The organism is Pseudomonas sp. CCNWLW23, from assembly GCF_037095675.1.
In the GTDB taxonomy this organism is placed as follows: domain Bacteria; phylum Pseudomonadota; class Gammaproteobacteria; order Pseudomonadales; family Pseudomonadaceae; genus Aquipseudomonas; species Aquipseudomonas atacamensis.
The window spans coordinates 394,063-409,704 of sequence record NZ_JBAWKM010000002.1; the positions used below are offsets into that span (position 1 = coordinate 394,063).

At 60.8% G+C, this 15,642-nt stretch carries 17 protein-coding genes; 6 read left to right on the forward strand and 11 right to left on the reverse strand.

Annotated elements, in window-relative coordinates; all coding sequences use genetic code 11:
* Positions 1-526: saccharopine dehydrogenase NADP-binding domain-containing protein (locus tag V8J63_RS04945; protein WP_336463681.1), on the reverse strand; the 526-nt coding region annotated here is incomplete at its 3' end.
* A gap of 171 nt (positions 527-697) precedes the next feature.
* On the opposite strand from V8J63_RS04945, the gene V8J63_RS04950 reads away from it, so the two are divergent.
* Positions 698-913: a PLD nuclease N-terminal domain-containing protein gene (locus tag V8J63_RS04950; protein WP_016774306.1), complete on the forward strand. Its 216-nt coding sequence runs from the start codon at positions 698-700 to the stop codon at positions 911-913.
* Positions 914-1,168: 255 nt separating this feature from the next.
* Positions 1,169-1,645, forward strand: a complete 477-nt coding sequence (locus tag V8J63_RS04955) for a hemerythrin domain-containing protein (RefSeq protein ID WP_024012575.1) — start codon at positions 1,169-1,171, stop codon at positions 1,643-1,645.
* Between the two features lie 238 nt (positions 1,646-1,883).
* Here V8J63_RS04955 and V8J63_RS04960 read toward each other — a convergent pair whose 3' ends face one another.
* The 3 genes from V8J63_RS04960 to V8J63_RS04970 all read right to left on the reverse strand — a co-directional run bounded on the left by V8J63_RS04960 (position 1,884) and on the right by V8J63_RS04970 (position 4,432).
* Positions 1,884-2,810, reverse strand: coding sequence for a LysR family transcriptional regulator (locus tag V8J63_RS04960; protein WP_130927621.1), 927 nt, complete (start codon positions 2,808-2,810; stop codon positions 1,884-1,886).
* Positions 2,807-3,781 carry a quinone oxidoreductase family protein gene (locus V8J63_RS04965; RefSeq protein ID WP_336463682.1) on the reverse strand — a complete coding sequence of 325 codons (975 nt, stop codon included), beginning with the start codon at positions 3,779-3,781 and terminating at the stop codon, positions 2,807-2,809. Before V8J63_RS04965 ends, V8J63_RS04960 begins: the two co-directional genes overlap by 4 nt.
* A 153-nt stretch (positions 3,782-3,934) precedes the next feature.
* Positions 3,935-4,432, reverse strand: coding sequence for an anti-virulence regulator CigR family protein (locus tag V8J63_RS04970; RefSeq protein ID WP_336463683.1), 498 nt, complete (start codon positions 4,430-4,432; stop codon positions 3,935-3,937).
* Positions 4,433-4,560: 128 nt separating this feature from the next.
* Here V8J63_RS04970 and V8J63_RS04975 point away from each other — a divergent pair, with 128 nt between their 5' ends.
* The gene (locus tag V8J63_RS04975; RefSeq protein ID WP_024012572.1) at positions 4,561-4,719 is read left to right on the forward strand and encodes a DUF2986 domain-containing protein; all 159 of its coding nucleotides are present in this window, start codon (positions 4,561-4,563) and stop codon (positions 4,717-4,719) included.
* 1 nt (position 4,720) lies between these two features.
* Here the strand turns inward: V8J63_RS04975 and V8J63_RS04980 are convergent, their stop codons facing one another.
* Positions 4,721-5,932 carry an MFS transporter gene (locus tag V8J63_RS04980; protein ID WP_442963512.1) on the reverse strand — a complete coding sequence of 404 codons (1,212 nt, stop codon included), beginning with the start codon at positions 5,930-5,932 and terminating at the stop codon, positions 4,721-4,723.
* Positions 5,933-6,063: 131 nt separating this feature from the next.
* On the opposite strand from V8J63_RS04980, the gene V8J63_RS04985 reads away from it, so the two are divergent.
* Both V8J63_RS04985 and V8J63_RS04995 read left to right on the forward strand, forming a co-directional pair.
* A complete protein-coding gene (locus V8J63_RS04985; RefSeq protein ID WP_336463684.1) occupies positions 6,064-6,957 on the forward strand; it encodes a LysR family transcriptional regulator in 894 nt (297 codons plus the stop codon).
* Between the two features lie 768 nt (positions 6,958-7,725).
* Positions 7,726-8,832 carry a M20/M25/M40 family metallo-hydrolase gene (locus V8J63_RS04995; protein WP_336463685.1) on the forward strand — a complete coding sequence of 369 codons (1,107 nt, stop codon included), beginning with the start codon at positions 7,726-7,728 and terminating at the stop codon, positions 8,830-8,832.
* Between the two features lie 54 nt (positions 8,833-8,886).
* Here the strand turns inward: V8J63_RS04995 and V8J63_RS05000 are convergent, their stop codons facing one another.
* From V8J63_RS05000 to V8J63_RS05010, 3 genes are read right to left on the reverse strand one after another with little or no spacing between them, the layout of a single operon-like run.
* Positions 8,887-9,699, reverse strand: a complete 813-nt coding sequence (locus tag V8J63_RS05000; protein WP_336463686.1) for a DUF3618 domain-containing protein — start codon at positions 9,697-9,699, stop codon at positions 8,887-8,889.
* Positions 9,696-10,124: a phage holin family protein gene (locus V8J63_RS05005; RefSeq protein ID WP_024012566.1), complete on the reverse strand. Its 429-nt coding sequence runs from the start codon at positions 10,122-10,124 to the stop codon at positions 9,696-9,698. Before V8J63_RS05005 ends, V8J63_RS05000 begins: the two co-directional genes overlap by 4 nt.
* Complete coding sequence (locus V8J63_RS05010) at positions 10,124-10,774, reverse strand: hypothetical protein (protein WP_336463687.1); 651 nt, start codon at positions 10,772-10,774, stop codon at positions 10,124-10,126. Before V8J63_RS05010 ends, V8J63_RS05005 begins: the two co-directional genes overlap by 1 nt.
* Positions 10,775-11,073: 299 nt before the next feature.
* On the opposite strand from V8J63_RS05010, the gene V8J63_RS05015 reads away from it, so the two are divergent.
* Entirely contained in the window at positions 11,074-12,930 is a 1,857-nt protein-coding gene (locus V8J63_RS05015) for an ABC transporter ATP-binding protein (protein WP_056784851.1), read from the forward strand.
* A gap of 39 nt (positions 12,931-12,969) precedes the next feature.
* Here V8J63_RS05015 and V8J63_RS05020 read toward each other — a convergent pair whose 3' ends face one another.
* The 3 genes from V8J63_RS05020 to V8J63_RS05030 form a co-directional block, all read right to left on the reverse strand.
* The gene (locus tag V8J63_RS05020; RefSeq protein WP_336463688.1) at positions 12,970-14,115 is read right to left on the reverse strand and encodes a sensor histidine kinase; all 1,146 of its coding nucleotides are present in this window, start codon (positions 14,113-14,115) and stop codon (positions 12,970-12,972) included.
* 179 nt (positions 14,116-14,294) lie between these two features.
* On the reverse strand, positions 14,295-14,636 hold the full coding sequence (locus V8J63_RS05025; protein WP_016774292.1) for an antibiotic biosynthesis monooxygenase family protein: 342 nt from the start codon (positions 14,634-14,636) through the stop codon (positions 14,295-14,297).
* Between the two features lie 28 nt (positions 14,637-14,664).
* Positions 14,665-15,639 carry a zinc-dependent alcohol dehydrogenase family protein gene (locus V8J63_RS05030; RefSeq protein WP_130889206.1) on the reverse strand — a complete coding sequence of 325 codons (975 nt, stop codon included), beginning with the start codon at positions 15,637-15,639 and terminating at the stop codon, positions 14,665-14,667.
* Positions 15,640-15,642: the final 3 nt, after the last annotated feature.

Consider the following 15,642-nt stretch of genomic DNA (forward strand, 5'->3'; position numbering starts at 1 on the left):
CGACTGTGGACAGCCCAGGCATCTTCGCCGAGGAAGAAATGCCATGCTCGATCGAGTCGATTCGCGCAAAACGTGAGCGCTGCTGATCGATGATCGCCGAAGACAAGGTCGGCACCGAACTGCAACCGCTGAGCACGGCCACACCAGCCTCCCTGGCGCGGGCGTCGAGCACATCAATGCCGTTGACGAAGGTGCGGCAGTCAGCCAGATCGCAGTAATTGACCCCGGCATCGATGCAGCTTTCAGCAACTGCGTAGGATTGCCCCTGAAACGGCCCGCCGGTGTGCACCACCAACTGAATATTCAACTCTCGCAACGCCGCTTGAAAACCTGCGCCCATCGCATCACCGCACCAGCCTTCGCAAGCTCGGCCCGACTGCGCTTGCAGCTCAGCGACCTGGCGTTGCAACTTGCGCGCATCGCGGCCCGACAGCAGCAGCTCAATCTCTGGCATCTGCGCCAGATGCCGACAAACGATACTGCCGAAATTGCCATAACCACCGACGACCATCACCCTGAATGCCATTGCCCTGTCCCTGTTCCAGCCTAAACGTGTGGCGCAGAGGATATAGGGCGCAGCGGCGACCAGACATTTATTTTGCAACCGGGTATCACCGCGTCCGCTCGTCCCAGGCAAAAAGAATGAACCCAACGCACCTCTCGCCGCCTAACGCACAGACCATCAGGAGTTAAGCCTATGCAAATCGAAACCGTGTGGATCGTATTGGCGGTCATTCTCGTGCTGATCGAGCTTTGGGCCATCAACCGGGTGCGCAAAAGCGAGGGGAAATCGAGCAATAAAGGCGTGTGGATCGTGCTGATCGTGTTCGTGCCGCTGTTCGGCCTGATCGCCTGGGCGTTGGCGGGGCCCAAGCATATCGGTCGCGGCTCGCCTTCCCAGGCCAGCCGCTAAGCAAGGACGCAGGCCCGTCTCAAGCATCACCCGCAGCCCGGCTTTTGCCGGGCTTGTTATATGCAATGCCCGCCACGCGGATTTCTTGCAGGCTGCACGAAAGCATTGTGCCTGCTTCGATGCCAGCCCTTGATTTAGACGGATTGCGCTCGATCAGCGAGTTGGCATGAGTCCTGCGATAGCCTCTTCCTGAATACACAGCAGCGCGAAAAAAAGAACGCTGTGTTCAATCCGTGAAAAGCAGAGGCCTCAAAAATGAATGCTATCGACCTTCTCAAAGCCGACCATGAAAAAGTCAAAGCCATCCTCAGCCAACTGAGTGAGTCCACCGACCGCGCGCTGAAAAAACGCGTCGAGTTGCTGGGCAAACTGGAAATGGAAATCACCATCCACACCCGCCTCGAAGAAGAGATTCTCTATCCTGCGTTCAAGGAAGCCGGCAGCAAGGAAGAAGACATCATGTATTACGAAGCCAAGGAAGAGCACCGCACCGTGGATTCGCTGGTACTGCCTGATCTGAAAGAAACCGATCCAGGCACCCCGGAATTTGCTGGTCGGGTCAAAGTGGTCAAGGAACTGCTGGAGCACCACATCGAAGAGGAAGAACAGGAAATGTTCCCGAAAGCGCAGAAGCTTCTGGGCAAGGCAAAACTCGAGGAATTGGGCGCACAGATGGAAGCCATGAAAGCCAGTCACAAAAAGGAAATGGCGGCCAACAAGATCGCCGCGTAAAGTGCTGAAGATACCGAGGCCCGGCAGCGATGCCGGGCTTTTTTGTGCGCCCAAATTGGCACTCGCTCTCACATTGGATATTTGGGCGTTCGGGAGTTTCTGAGCAAGCCACGAAACCTGTGGGAGCGAGCCTGCTGGCGAAGGCGTCAGGTCAACCAGATCATCCATGACTGACACTGCGCTTTCGCGAGCAGGCTCGCTCCCACGGGGTCAGTGTCGGTCTTGATGCAGGTTGTGCTCAAACCGCCCAAGGTGGCCCGGTCTCGAATTTCGCTTCGATCCACTCCTTGAACGCCACCACCGCCGCCGCTGGAAACCGCGACGACGATCTGACCAGATAAACGCCGCCCGCCGAATCCAGATGCCAGTCGGGCAGCACGCGAATCAGCCGCCCTGCCGCCAGATCGCGGCTCATCAGCCAGTCGCCGGCACCGAGTATGCCGGCGTCGGCGCGGGCGGCGGCGAGCAGGGATTCGCTGTCGCTGGCGGTCAGGTTGCCGTGTGGCGTAATGGTCTGCACTTCGTTGCCGCGATGCAGTCGCCACAGCGGGAACGACGCCAGCCCGCTGAAGCGCAGGCAATTGTGTTGCAGCAGATCCTGCGCGGTTTGCGGCATGCCGTGGGCCTCGATGTAGGCCGGCGATGCGCAGAGAATCCGACGATGGTCACTGAGCTTTTTTGCAATCAGGCGATTGTCCTCAAGCTCGCCGATGCGAATAGCCGCGTCGAAGCCCTGCTCGATGATGTCGACCAGGCCTTCGCTGTAATCGGCGACCAGCGAGACCTGCGGGTGAGCCTTGAGAAATTCCGGCAGCAGCGGCCCCAGCCATAACCGCCCCATCGCCGCCGGCAAGGCCAGGCGCAGGGTGCCGCGTACTTCGCTGGCAACCTGCACCGCTTGCTGCTGCGCTTCGTTCATCAACTCGACGGCCGCGCGCAGGCGCTGTTCGAGTTGCAGGCCAGCCTCGGTGATACGCACGTGTCGCGTCGAGCGCTCCACCAGCCGCACGCCGAGTCGCTTCTCCATCGCCGCAAGGCGCTTGGAAACGATGGTCGGATGGCGCTGCAACAAACGCCCCGCCGCGACAAACGAGCCTTGCGCGGCGACGGCCAGGAAAGCAGCGATTTCATCGCTGTGCGGGTTGCTCAGAACATCCAGATTCATGGTTTTAAAATGATCGCCCCTGATGATCGGCCCGATTCAAGATCGGCGTGCGCTTGTGCCGCGTCAGCCAATGAATAACGCGCGCGAATTTGCGGCGTGATGATACCGGCGGCAACAGCGGCCAGCACATCTTGCGCGCGCTCCTGATATTCAGCTGTCGTGGCGGTGTGCGCGGCCAGCGACGGACGGGTCAGGAACAGCGAGCCCTTGGCGTTCAGCGTGGCCATTTCCACCGCTGCCGGCGCGCCGGTCTGCGCGCCGAACGAGACCATCAATCCGCGTGGGCGCAAGCTGTCCAGCGAGGCCTGAAAAGACACCCGACCAATCGGGTCATACACCACATCGACCTTGCGCCCCTCGGTGATACGCACCACATCGGCGGCGAGAGTCTCGGCATCGAACACCAGTACTTCGTCACAACCGGACGCGCGAGCCTTGTCGACACTGGCCTGCTTCGACACCACACCGATCACCGTTGCGCCAAGGTGTTTGGCCCATGGCACCATGATTTCCCCCAGGCCTCCCGCGACGCCGTAAACGAGCATTGTCGTGCCCGGCCCGACCGGATAAGTCGCCTTCAGCAGATACTGCGCGGTGATGCCTTTGAACAACACCGCCGCCGCGTCTTCGAACGTCAACTCTTCGGGAATCTTCACCAGCCGCTCTGCCGGAAACAACCGCGCCGAGGCGTAACCGCCCAAGGGGCCAGTGGCGTAAGCGACCCGATCACCGACGCGCACATTGCTCACACCGGCACCGACCGCCGCCACCCGACCCGCGCCTTCCAGCCCCAGCCCCGACGGCAACGCCACCGGCACCGCACCTTTGCGCTGGCTCACATCCAGGTAATTAACGCCCACCGCCGCTTGCTCCAGCCAGACCTCGCCGGACCCGGGGGCTTGTTCGCTGACAGCGTGCAATTGCAGGACGTCCGGTGCGCCCGTTGCGGTGAAGCGGATTGCATTGGCCATGGTCATCTCCATTCATTCGTTAAGCGTTGAGCTCAGTCTGAAAGCGCAGCACTCAACGAACAACCCAGCCTGAATGCAGTTCATTGCTGCAAAGGCTGCAGCAATACCCACATAAAAAAGGAGCGGCACGTGCGGCCGCTCCTTTTTCAACAATCAATCGAACGCGCCGTTGAGCACCTCGTAGATCAGCCCGGTGGCCAGCGCAACGAGAATGAGGTCAGTGCCCGCCTGTCGCCATTCGTAGCCGTCATAACGAGGCAGATGTTCGAGCATTCGCCCGTCCAGCTTCTTGGCGATGCCCGGGGGCAACGGTTTACCCCGCGCCAGATTCTTTTGAATACCCGGCGGCAGCGGCGGCCCCGGATTCCAGTATTGGCCGCGATAGATGCCGACGCTGCTGAGAATATTGCCGCGATCGACGCTCGGCCCGCCGCCATTGCCAGAGTGTTGCTGGCCCTTGTTGCCATTGCCTTGGCCGCCCCCGCCCTGTTTGCCGTGATCCTGCATGTTTTGCGGTTTGCCCTTGCCGTTGCCCTGGCCGCCCTGACCACCCTGCCCCTTGCCATTGCCGGGGTCAGCCAGTGCGGTCGTGCTGCCGATTACCAGCGCGAGGCAAGACAACGCGGTAATCAATCTGCGAGCTTTTCTCATGTGCGATTCCTTCGGTTGGGGGATGCTCTAGAGTATGGGCGAATGTGCTCAGCTTAGTGGATTTCTTCTTGCTGACCACTCGGCCTTGCGTCAGGATTCCCACCCTCTCCACCCCCGATCGAAAAATCATGAATCGCCAAAAGAAGCTGCAGCAGTTGTTCAAGGAAAAAGCCAAGAAGGCCAACGCCAAACTGGCGCCGAAAAAGCCCAAATACATCTGCAAGGCCGACCGCCTGAAGCTGGAAGCCGAAGCGGCGCAGGCGGCGGCCGAAAACAGCGAAAGCTGATTCAGGCTGTCTGCCGCGACGTCAGCCAGGTCATCAGCGCCGCCAGCACCAGCAATGCCGCGCTGGCGAAAAACGTCAGCCGATAACCGCTGCCGTCGAACAGCAGACCACCGATGGTAGAACCCGAGGCAATCGACAACTGCACCACCGCCACCATCAGCCCACCGCCGGCTTCGGCATCGTCGGGCAGCGTGCGCGCCAGCCACGACCACCAGCCCACCGGCGCGGCAGTGGCGATCAATCCCCACAAGCCCAGCAACACGAATGTCGCGACCACTGAACTGCCCATCCCAATGAGCGCCACCGCGATGATCGCCATCAACAGCGGGATGGCGATCACCACGCGATACAGCCCCTTCTTCAACACCGAACCGATGACCACGGTGCCGATAAACCCCGCCACACCAATGACCAGCAGGATGATCGACAGCATCGAAACATCGACTCGGGTCACGGTCTCCAGAAACGGTCGCAGGTAGGTGAACAGAACAAACTGGCCCATGAAGAACAGACCTGCGCCGAGCATGCCCAACGCCACCCGGCGGCTTTTGAACAACGCAAAAACATTGGCTGCGCTGGCTTTGCGTGGCGCGGCCGGGAGCGCGGGCAAGCTGATCCATTGCCAGAGCAGCGCAATCAGCGCCACGGGTATCAGGCAGAAAAACGCCCCGCGCCAGCCAATCACGCTGCCCAGATAACTGCCCAACGGCGCCGCCACGACGGTCGCCAGGGCATTGCCGCCATTAAAAATCGCCAGTGCCTTGGGCACGCTGGCGGCGGGCACGAGACGCATGGCCAACGCCGCTGACATCGACCAGAAGCCGCCAATCACCACACCGATCAATGCGCGGCCAATCATGTACACCGTGTAATTGGGCGCCAGGCCGACCACCAGCCCGGACGCGCACATCAGCGCGGTCAACAGGAGCAACAGGCGCTTGCGATCCATCGAGCCGGCGAGTCTGCTGATCGTCAGGCTGGTCAGCACCGCGAACGCGCCGGAGATGGCAATGCCATAGCCGGCCAAGCCTTCACTGATAAGCAAGTCCGTAGCCATTGGCGTGAGCAGACTGACCGGCATGAACTCTGAGGCGATCAGGGCGAAGACGCACAAGGTCATCGCGAACACACCGCTCCAGTACGCCGGTTGTTCGCCGTCAGTGGACGCTTCCATGGGCTGGGCTGTCGGGGTGTCGATTACTTGAGCCGTCATGCGAAAACCTGTCTTGAAGAAGAAATCATCGAGGCACTTCTGCCCCGTTACTCAGGCTGCAAAGCTTGACGGATCAGGCTTAACTTGATTAGTAGCGGTAATCTTCATGTGCTTTTGAGAAAAATTCAGCAATGAGCAACGCCAAAGTCAACGACCTGCAGGCCTTTCTGGCGGTGGCCCAGGAGCAAAGCTTCACCAAGGCTGCCGCCCGCCTCGGCGTCACGCCGTCTGCGCTGAGTCATACGGTCCGCGCGCTGGAGCAGCGTCTGGGTATCCGCTTGCTCGCTCGTACGACGCGCAATGTCTCGCCGACCGAGGCTGGCGAACGCTTGATGCACTCAATTGCGCCGCTGTTCGAGCAGATCAGCGCCGAGCTCGAAGCCCTCGGCGAATTGCGCGACAAGCCCAGCGGCACGATCCGCGTTTCCTGCACGGACGATCAGATCGAATTGTGCATCCGGCCGATGCTTGCAAAGTTTTTGCAGGACTATCCGGATATCACCTTGGAGTTTTACGTCGATTACGGATTTACCAATGTGGTCAAGGAACGCTTCGATGCCGGCATTCGTCTCGGTGAATCGATCAGCAAAGACATGATCGCCGTGCGCATCGGCCCGGACTGGCGCCTGGCCGTGGTGGCCTCGCCAGGTTACTTCGCTCGCCACCCGGCACTCACCACGCCGCATCAGTTGACGGAGCACACTTGCATCAACATCCGTCACCAACCGGCCGGCGCGATTTACGCCTGGGAGTTTGCGCACAAGGGTCAGGATTTCAGCGTGAAGGTCGATGGGCAACTGGTGTTCAACAGCATCATGCATGTGCTCAACGCCGCCGTGGACGGCATCGGCGTGGCGTACGTGCCCGAGCAATTGGTCGCGCCGTATCTGGCCGACGGGCGATTGGTGGAAGTGCTGGAAGAATGGTGCCCGACGTTTCAGGGCTATCACTTGTATTACCCGAACAGACGCCAGAGCTCCGCAGCGTTTGCAGCGCTTGTCGAAGCGCTGAAATACAACCGCTGACAAACGCAACTCTTCAATCCAACTCAAATCCCTGTGGGAGCGGGCTTGCCCGCGAAGGCGCCAGATCAGATACATCCACATTGAATGACACACCGCTATCGCGAGCAAGCTCGCTCCCACAATAGTCCGGGGCACGGCCACAATCTTCAGCGCAACCCAAACCCCTGTGGGAGCGAGCCTGCTCGCGAAGGCGCCAGATCAGATATATCCATGTTGAATGACACACCGCTTTCGCGAGCAGGCTCGCTCCCACAGTGATCCGGGGCAGATCTACAATCTTTGTCGCACCTCAAACCCCACGTGGGAGCGGGCTTGCCCGCGAAGGCGCCGGCACATTCAAAATCATCATCGCCTGTCACACCGCTTTCGCGAGCAGGCTCGCTCCCACAATGGTCCGGGGCAGATCAGCAATCTTTGTCACACCCCAAATTCCCGTGGGAGCGAGCCTGCTCGCGAAGGCGCCAGATCAGATACATCCACATTGAATGACACACCGCTTTCGCGAGCAGGCTCGCTCCCACAATGGTCCGGGGCAAGGCCACAATCTTCAGCGCAACCAAAATCCCTGTGGGAGCGAGCCTGCTCGCGAAGGCGCCGGCACAGTCAACATCATCATCGCCTGACACTGCGCTTTCGCGAGCAAGCTCGCTCCCACAGGGAATGCAGGTGAATCAGAAGGCTTCAACCCATCTGAATTTTCCCGCCAATCTGCCCCCTAAATTCTGAGCGGTCGATACACGTCCGCCGATGCAAGGAGGGTCAACATGCATGTCGGATAATCAAACGCCTTCGCCGCGCAACACAGAGGAAACCACCCAAACACTATTGAGCCGCTTGCTCATGGCGCGCGGGCCTGGCGGTCAGGAAGACGAAGTTCGGGCGATCTGCCTGGAAGAACTGCGGCGCCATTGCGACGAGGTCTGGACCGATCGGGCCGGCAATGTCATCGGCCTGCTCAAGGGCCGCGAACCCGATCCGGACGGCAAGCACGCTGTGCGCATCATGGGCCACATGGACGAGATCGCCATGCTGGTCAAACGCGTCGAGCCGGACGGTACGTTGCGGGTGGTTGCCCTCGGCGGTGGGAATCCGGTGAATTTCGGTGTCTGTCCGGTGGATATTCTCGGCGATGCGCAAACCCTGCCCGGCGTGCTCTCATTCGGCTCGATGCACGCCACCACAGGCTCGCCGCAGGGCCAGGATGTGATGAGCGGCGCGGTGGAGTGGAAAGACGTGCACATCATCACGCGCCACGACCCGCAAACCTTGCAAGACATGGGCGTGCGCCCCGGCACCCGTGTCGTGCTCAGCCAGCACTGGCGTACGCCGTTCAGAGTGGGCGATGCCACCGCTGCGCACTTTCTCGATGACCGCGCGCCTGTCGTCGCCATGCTCCAGGCCGCCGAGCAACTCAAGCGCAGCCCGACCGAATTGGCGCACGACACCTACTTTGTCTTCACCACCCTTGAGGAAGAAAGCAACGCCGGCGCAATGTACGCCGCTGCGCACCTGCCCGGTGACACCACAATCGCGGTGGAAGTCGGCCCGGTGATGAGCGAGTACGCAACGCGATTGAGCGTCGACCCGATCATCGATACCGGCGACCAGAAAGGCTATTACTCGCGCGGCGTGGTCATGGCCTTGGCCGACGCAGCCAAGCGTTGCGGCTTCGATCCACAGTTCGCCCTGCTGGTGGATTTCGCCTCCGACGCCAGCGCGGTGATGAGCTCAGGCATCAGCGCCCAGGCCGGCTGCATCGCAATCCCGACCGAGAATACCCACGGGTTCGAACTGGTCGTGGATGGCGCGATTGAAGCGTGTGCACAGACGTTGGTCGAATATTTGAAAGGCCTGCAGAATGAGGTATCGACCTGACCCGCAGTCCAATAAAAAGGGAGGCCCATTGCAGGCCTCCCTTGTTTTTCACCATCAAGAAGTACCCAACCCCTGTGACAAATCGGAAGACGAAGGCCGCGCCGTTTCCGGCCTGGTCTCCACTTCGGTTTGTTCAGTGGTTCGAGTCACCGTGTCACGCACGGCTTCGTATCCCTCCTGAGCTTTCTGCTTGGCCTTGTCGACCATGCCAGCGCTGGTACGGCCCATGTAGCGCTGTTCAGTGGAGGTAGTCGGCAACGCCGCGCCGAGCAATGCACCGAGCGCAACCCCGGCGGCAGCCACCATCAGCGGTTGCTCCTTGAGCAGGTGGCTGAATTGCTGGCCGAGCACCTGCGAATTACGCGACAGTCGATCACTGGCGTCATGCATCGCATGGCTGAGGTTTTCCTTCGCCGCACCGACGTTTTCCCCGAGGTGGCTGGCCTTGCCTTTCAGCGACTGGTAGCCGTCCTTCAGCGTGTCAGTAGTCGAGTGCAAATGCGCGCGGGCGCTGTCGATGCCGTCGGCCAAACCGTCGGCCCACTCGCCGGCCTTGTCCTGATCCGGCCCGCTGCGATAGGTCGGTTGCGGCACTGGCGGGCGATTCTGGCTGATCATCAGCCAGAGCAGCCCCACGGAAGTCAGCACCGCAGGTACCGGGTTATTGCGCACGCTGGTGCCGAGGTTGGTGAAGAACGTCGAGCCGTTGCTCTGCATCATTCCCCAGGCCTGATCGATCATCTGTCCGGGGGTGAATTTGCTCTCGAGTTGATCGACGATGTTGCCGATGCTCGCGCGTTGCGCATCGATTTCGCGCTCGATCTGCTCCGGGCTTTTTTCCGCTTCGATATCCAGTTCGCTTTTCATGAGACTTTCCTCCGCAGCGCTTCCTGATCCTTGTTCAAGGCGTCGAGGGTGCGATCAGGTTTGAAGTGAGATGGCTCGAATTGCTTCTTCCCGGATTGCAGCATGGCGAAGCCGATGATCATCACCACCACGCCGACGATCAGCGCGGCCAGCCATGGCGCCATGAACATACTCAGGCCGTACACCGCCGACATCAGCAGAATAATAAAGCCGGCGAGGAACACGATCGCACCACCGGCAACCGCACCGATGCCCGCCTTCAGCGTGCTGAGGCTGTTCTGCAGTTCGGCTTTTGCCAATGCCAGTTCCTTGGTGAACAACGCTGGCACCTCTCGGGACAGTTGTCGCAACAGACCGACCACCGAAGCGTCATCCGTTTGGCCGAGGGGCCTTGCCCCGCTCAGATCAGATTCATCTCTGTTCATCACAGTTCTCCTTTGGCGTCGGGTGCGTGCGGTACGGAAGCCGCGGCAAAATCAGCGGGGTGATCGCTGTCACTGGGCGAGGTCGGGGTGATGCCGGTGGCCAGTCCCGGATTGGCGTGGGCCGATGACGGCACTGACGATTCATAGGGTCGCTGCGCACCGTAATCGGCTGGCGGTGGCGTCGATGTCGTGCCCGCCGCCGGATCATGTTCGGCGCTGACCGTCGCTGCTGCGGCCGTGCCGGCTTTGAGAAACCGCGACAGGCCGAAACCGATAGCAATGCTGCCGGCGATGAACAGGCCCGGATTGCTGCGCGCCAGATCCGCCGCATCGTGCAGCAATTGCTCGGCACTCTTGCCGCGCAGGTTGCCCGCCAGCCCGGTCATGGAATCCGCCATGTCCGTCAGGTAGTCGGACATGCCCAGCGTGTCCTTGTCCTGCAACTCCGAGACGAAGCTCTTTGCCCCTTGGGCCAGTGCTTCTATCTGTTCGGCTGCGGTGTCGCGGTACTGTCCGAATTGCGCGTCGGCCTGTTGCCGCGCGCCGCCAATTGCTTCGTTGACGTCGTCCTTCAAATGTTCAAAAGCCTGTCCAGGCTTGCTGTTCGGATCAGCTGATTCAAAGCCTGCCCTGCTGTCTTGAGTATTCATGTGGCCCCTCGCGTTCTGACTTGAAAACGGAAAAACGGGACTACACGGCAACATTGCCTCGAGCCCCCACATAGAAGATGACGGAGCAGCTTGCGCGAGAGTTCAAAGAGGTTGATGAGCGTGCCGTGTCAGGTCTGGATCAGCGACGAAAGGTTGCGCTTGGCACGATTGCGTTGAGCTTCTGCGCCTGGCTGCGGTCAAGACAAGGCACACGGATTCGTCCTGATGACTACAGTGAACCCCGCAACGCCGCCGATAGATGGCAGAATCCCCACACCCTGATCACTTCGGAGACCGCAATGCTTCGCCTGTTTGAAGAAAGGCTTGACCCCTTCCCGCCCGACGAGGCGCCGCCACCGCCAGTCGGCCTGATGCGCTTCTTGTGGGCCTGCACCCGGGGCGCGCGCGGCTACATTCTGGCCTTCGCCCTGCTCAGCGCCAGCGTGTCGATCTACGAGGCGTGGCTGTTTTCCTTCCTCGGGCAAGTGGTGGATCTGCTCTCGACCTGGCAATCCGGCGGGGCTGCCGGTGATGAGGAAAGCCGCGTGTTGTGGGGCATCGGCATCGTGCTGGTTGTCAGCATCGGCCTGGTGGCGCTGCGCACGATGGTCCAGCACCAGATCCTTGCGATCAATCTGCCGCTGCGCCTGCGCTGGGACTTTCACCGGTTGATGCTGCGGCAAAGTCTGTCGTTCTTCTCCGACGAGTTCTCCGGCCGGGTGACGACCAAGGTCATGCAGACTGCGTTGTCGGTGCGCGAGGTGCTGTTCACCCTGATCGAAATCCTCCCCGGCATTGGCGTGTACTTCATCGCGATCATTGCGCTGGCCGGTGGCTTTGCGCTGAAGCTGATGCTGCCGTTTCTGGCGTGGATCGTTCTGTTCGGGCTGGCGATGGTGTATTTCGTGCCGCGTCTGGGCAAAGTCGGCCAGGAACAGGCCGATGCGCGCTCGTCGATGACCGGGCGGATTGCCGACGCCTACACCAACATCACCACGGTTAAACTGTTCTCGCACTCCAAGCGTGAAGCGCACTTTGCCCGCGCGGCGATGGAAGATTTCAAGCTCACCGGCTTCCGCCAGATGCGTTTGGTGAGCCAGTTCGAAATCGTCAATCAGGCGCTGGTGGTGGCGTTGATTCTCGGTGCCGGTGGTTACGCGTTGTGGCTGTGGCATCAGGGCGAAGTCGGCACCGGCGCCGTCGCGGCGATCACCGCCATGGCGTTGCGCATCAATGGCATGTCGCACTGGATCATGTGGCAGATGACTTCGCTGTTCGAGAACATCGGCACCGTCCAGGACGGCATGGCCACCTTGACCAGCGGCCCGAAAGTCCAGGACGCGCCGGATGCCAAAGTGCTTGAGCCTGCCGGCGGCGAAGTGGTTTTCGACAATGTCAGCTTCAACTACAACGGCGAACGCCAGGTGCTCGACGGCTTGACCCTGCATATTCGCCCCGGCGAAAAAATCGGCCTGGTCGGCCGCTCCGGTGCGGGCAAGTCGACGCTGATCAACCTGCTGCTGCGCTTCTACGACGTTGATCGCGGCGAGATCCGCATCGATGGGCAGAACATCGCCGAGGTCACCCAGGACAGCCTGCGCAGCGTGATCGGCATGGTCACCCAGGACACCTCGCTGTTGCACCGCTCAATCCGCGACAACATCGCCTACGGTCGCCCGGACGCCACCGACGAAGACATCCACCGCGCGGCGGTGAACGCCCAGGCCGATGGTTTCATTAGCCAGTTGAGCGACAAGCAGGGCCACAGCGGTTACGACACGCTGGTCGGCGAACGCGGCATCAAGCTTTCGGGCGGGCAGCGCCAACGCATCGCCATCGCCCGGGTGATGCTGAAAAACGCGCCGATCCTGCTTCTCGACGAAGCCACCAGCGCGCTGGATTCCGAGGTTGAAGTCGCTATTCAGGAAAGCCTCGATGAAATGATGCAGGGCAAAACCGTGATCGCCATCGCCCACCGCTTGTCGACCATTGCGGCCATGGACCGGCTGATCGTCATGGACGAAGGCCGCATCATCGAACAAGGCACCCACGCGCAATTGCTCGAGAAGAACGGCACCTATGCGCGGCTGTGGCAGCACCAGAGCGGCGGGTTCCTCGGTGAGGACCGGGGTTTGGTTGAGGTGATGGAGGAGTGATCAGGCTGGAGGGCCGGGGCCGGCCCTCCATCGATTGGCCTAGATGGTGACGGGGCTTTCGGCATCCACCGGAAGCTTTACGCGAAACACCGTTCCGCCGTCCAGATCAGAGCTGACCTCGATCGAGCCGGCATGCGAGGCGACGATTTCCGAGGCGATAAACAGGCCCAGACCCAGCCCGGCAACGGGCCCGTGATCAACTACGGAGCGCTGCGAGAAGCGCCCCATAGGATTGAAGATGAACGGCAACACGTCTTCTGGAATCGGCTCGCCGCCGTTGTGCACCGTGAACACCGCGCAATCCTCCCGAGCTTCCAGTGCAACCGTAACCGGAAACTGATTATCGCCGTGGGTCACCGCATTGCTGATGATGTTGGAAAAGACCTGTTCCATCCTGGCGCCATCGAACGCTCCCATCACCGCTTCCGTCGCATCGAACCGCACGTTGGCCTGCGGATGAAAGGCGCGGATTTCCTCGATCACCCGCTCGCACACAGGGCTGAGATCGATCAGGGCTTTTTTCACCGGAATCCCCGGCCCCATCTGGCAGCGCGTCAGATCCAGCAGGTCGCCCACGATCTGGCTGGCGCGCTGCACGCTGGCGTAGATCTGCCTGGCCACTTTGCTGGTGCGCGGGTCGATGGCTTCGGTACGACGCAACATATCCGCACCGAGCAGAATCGCCCCCAGCGGCGTGCGCAAGTCATGGCCGAGAATCCCCAGAAACACATTGCGCGACGCCTCAACGGCGCGCGAGTAGCTGGCAATCGACTCGGCCAGCGCCTGATCGATCGCTTCGTGGAAGCGCGTCATGTCGTCGACATTCACTGATTTGCCATCCTTGACCTGACGCAGCCATTGGGTCAGCACACTGGTGCGCAGCGCGCGGTATTCCGACACCATCTGATCGATGGTAAAACCGGCCATCAGCCGCGTCACCGCGTGGGTTTCCGCAGCTGTTTCTTCATCGTCGCGCGGCGCTTGGCCCTGGGCTTTGGCGATTTGTTCGCTCATGGTCTGCTTGGTCCGCAGATCGATCACGATGGCGCGCAACATCTGCTCGGCGTGATCGCGCAGCGCGACGTTATCGAGCTCCACCCCCGGCGTCTCGATGGTGCGGGCGAAATCTTCCCAGGCCTGCAGGATCGGCTCTAGGTTTTCGAGAATGAAATCTGGCAGGCGCATGGCTGTAATCCATAGAGGAAATCCATCTGCGCCGACAGGCGCGCCGGCGCAGACAGTAAAAGAACGAACTCAGGAGTACAGAAGGTACGGCTGACCTCGTGCAGCCTACCATCATTGCAGTGGTTCAACGCGGGGGGAAAATCGGCAGCAGCCGCTTGTGACGAAAGCTATCAGAACACTCAACTCCCTGTGCTTGAGCTGCTGCCCGCAACGCTCAAGTCGCCCCCCGGAAAAGCACCACCCTCAATGTGATAGACCCTCGGTTCTGCCGAAAAATAATCCTCCAGCCCCAGCATGAACCGCTGGTGGTCTTCGCTTTCTTCAAACCCCGGCGAGTGATCCTCAAGCGATTGCCAGCGCACGATCAAATTGAATTGCTCGGGGGTTTCAATACCTTGCGCCAGCAAGTGGCCGCCATATCCCTTGGCGCGGGTGAGCAACGGTTCGACTTCGGCAAATGCGCGTCGGAAGGCTTCAGTCTGATGCGGGTGAACGGGCAGCACAGCGATCTCGTAAACCATGATGTTTCTCCAAAATCAGTGAGCGGATTCAGACGATGAGTGAAGACTCGACGGCGATGGCGATTTTTCCCAGCAGACCGTTGTTGGCGCTCTCCAGTCGGGCATGGGCGAGCGGGATGTCGGCAAGGGAATAGACCGCGCCAACGTGGGGCCGCAACTGGCCGCGCTCGACCAACGCGCTCAATTCATCGAGCTTGCCGCGATTCTGCCGGGTGAAAACGAAGTGGTAGCTGGCGTTCTTGCCCCAGGCCTGAACGAGGTTTTGTGGCTGCGCGATATCGACGATCGAGACGACGCGGCCAAGCTGGGCGAGCGCGTCGGCACTGCGGGACAGGGTATCGCCGCCGATCGTGTCGAACACCACATCAACGCCATGCCCGGCGGTTTCGCGCATGATTGCTTCGACGTAATCCTCTTGGGTGTAATCGATCACCACGTCGGCGCCCAGGCTGCGGACGAAGTCGGCGTTGGCCTCGCGCACGGTGGTGAACACTCTGGCGCCCATGGCTTTGGCCACCTGAATCGCCACATGGCCGACCCCGCCCGCGCCGCCGTGGATCAGAATGCTTTCGCCAACGCGGAGCACGGCGCGCACGGTCAGCGCTTCCCAAACCGTACCGCCGACCAGACTCAGACTAGCCGCCTCAAGGTGGCTCAGCGATGCAGGCTTTCTGGCGATGATGCTTTCAGCAGCCACGTGGTACTCGGCATAGCTGCCCTGCCCGTCGAATATCTGCGGGGTGTACCAGACTTCGTCGCCCGGCGCGAAAGCGCTGACGCCCGGCCCGATGGCTTCAACCACGCCCGACACGTCGTGACCGGTAATGGCCGGCAGCGGCACCAGATCGGGATAGTCACCGCGCCGAACCTGATAATCCAGCGGATTGATGGAAGTAGCGTGCACTCGGACCAGCACTTGGCCCGCTTGCGGAACCGGTTTTGGAACGTCGCTGAGTTCGAACGAATCAGGACCGCCGAAGGATTTCAAAATCATCGCTTTCATGGC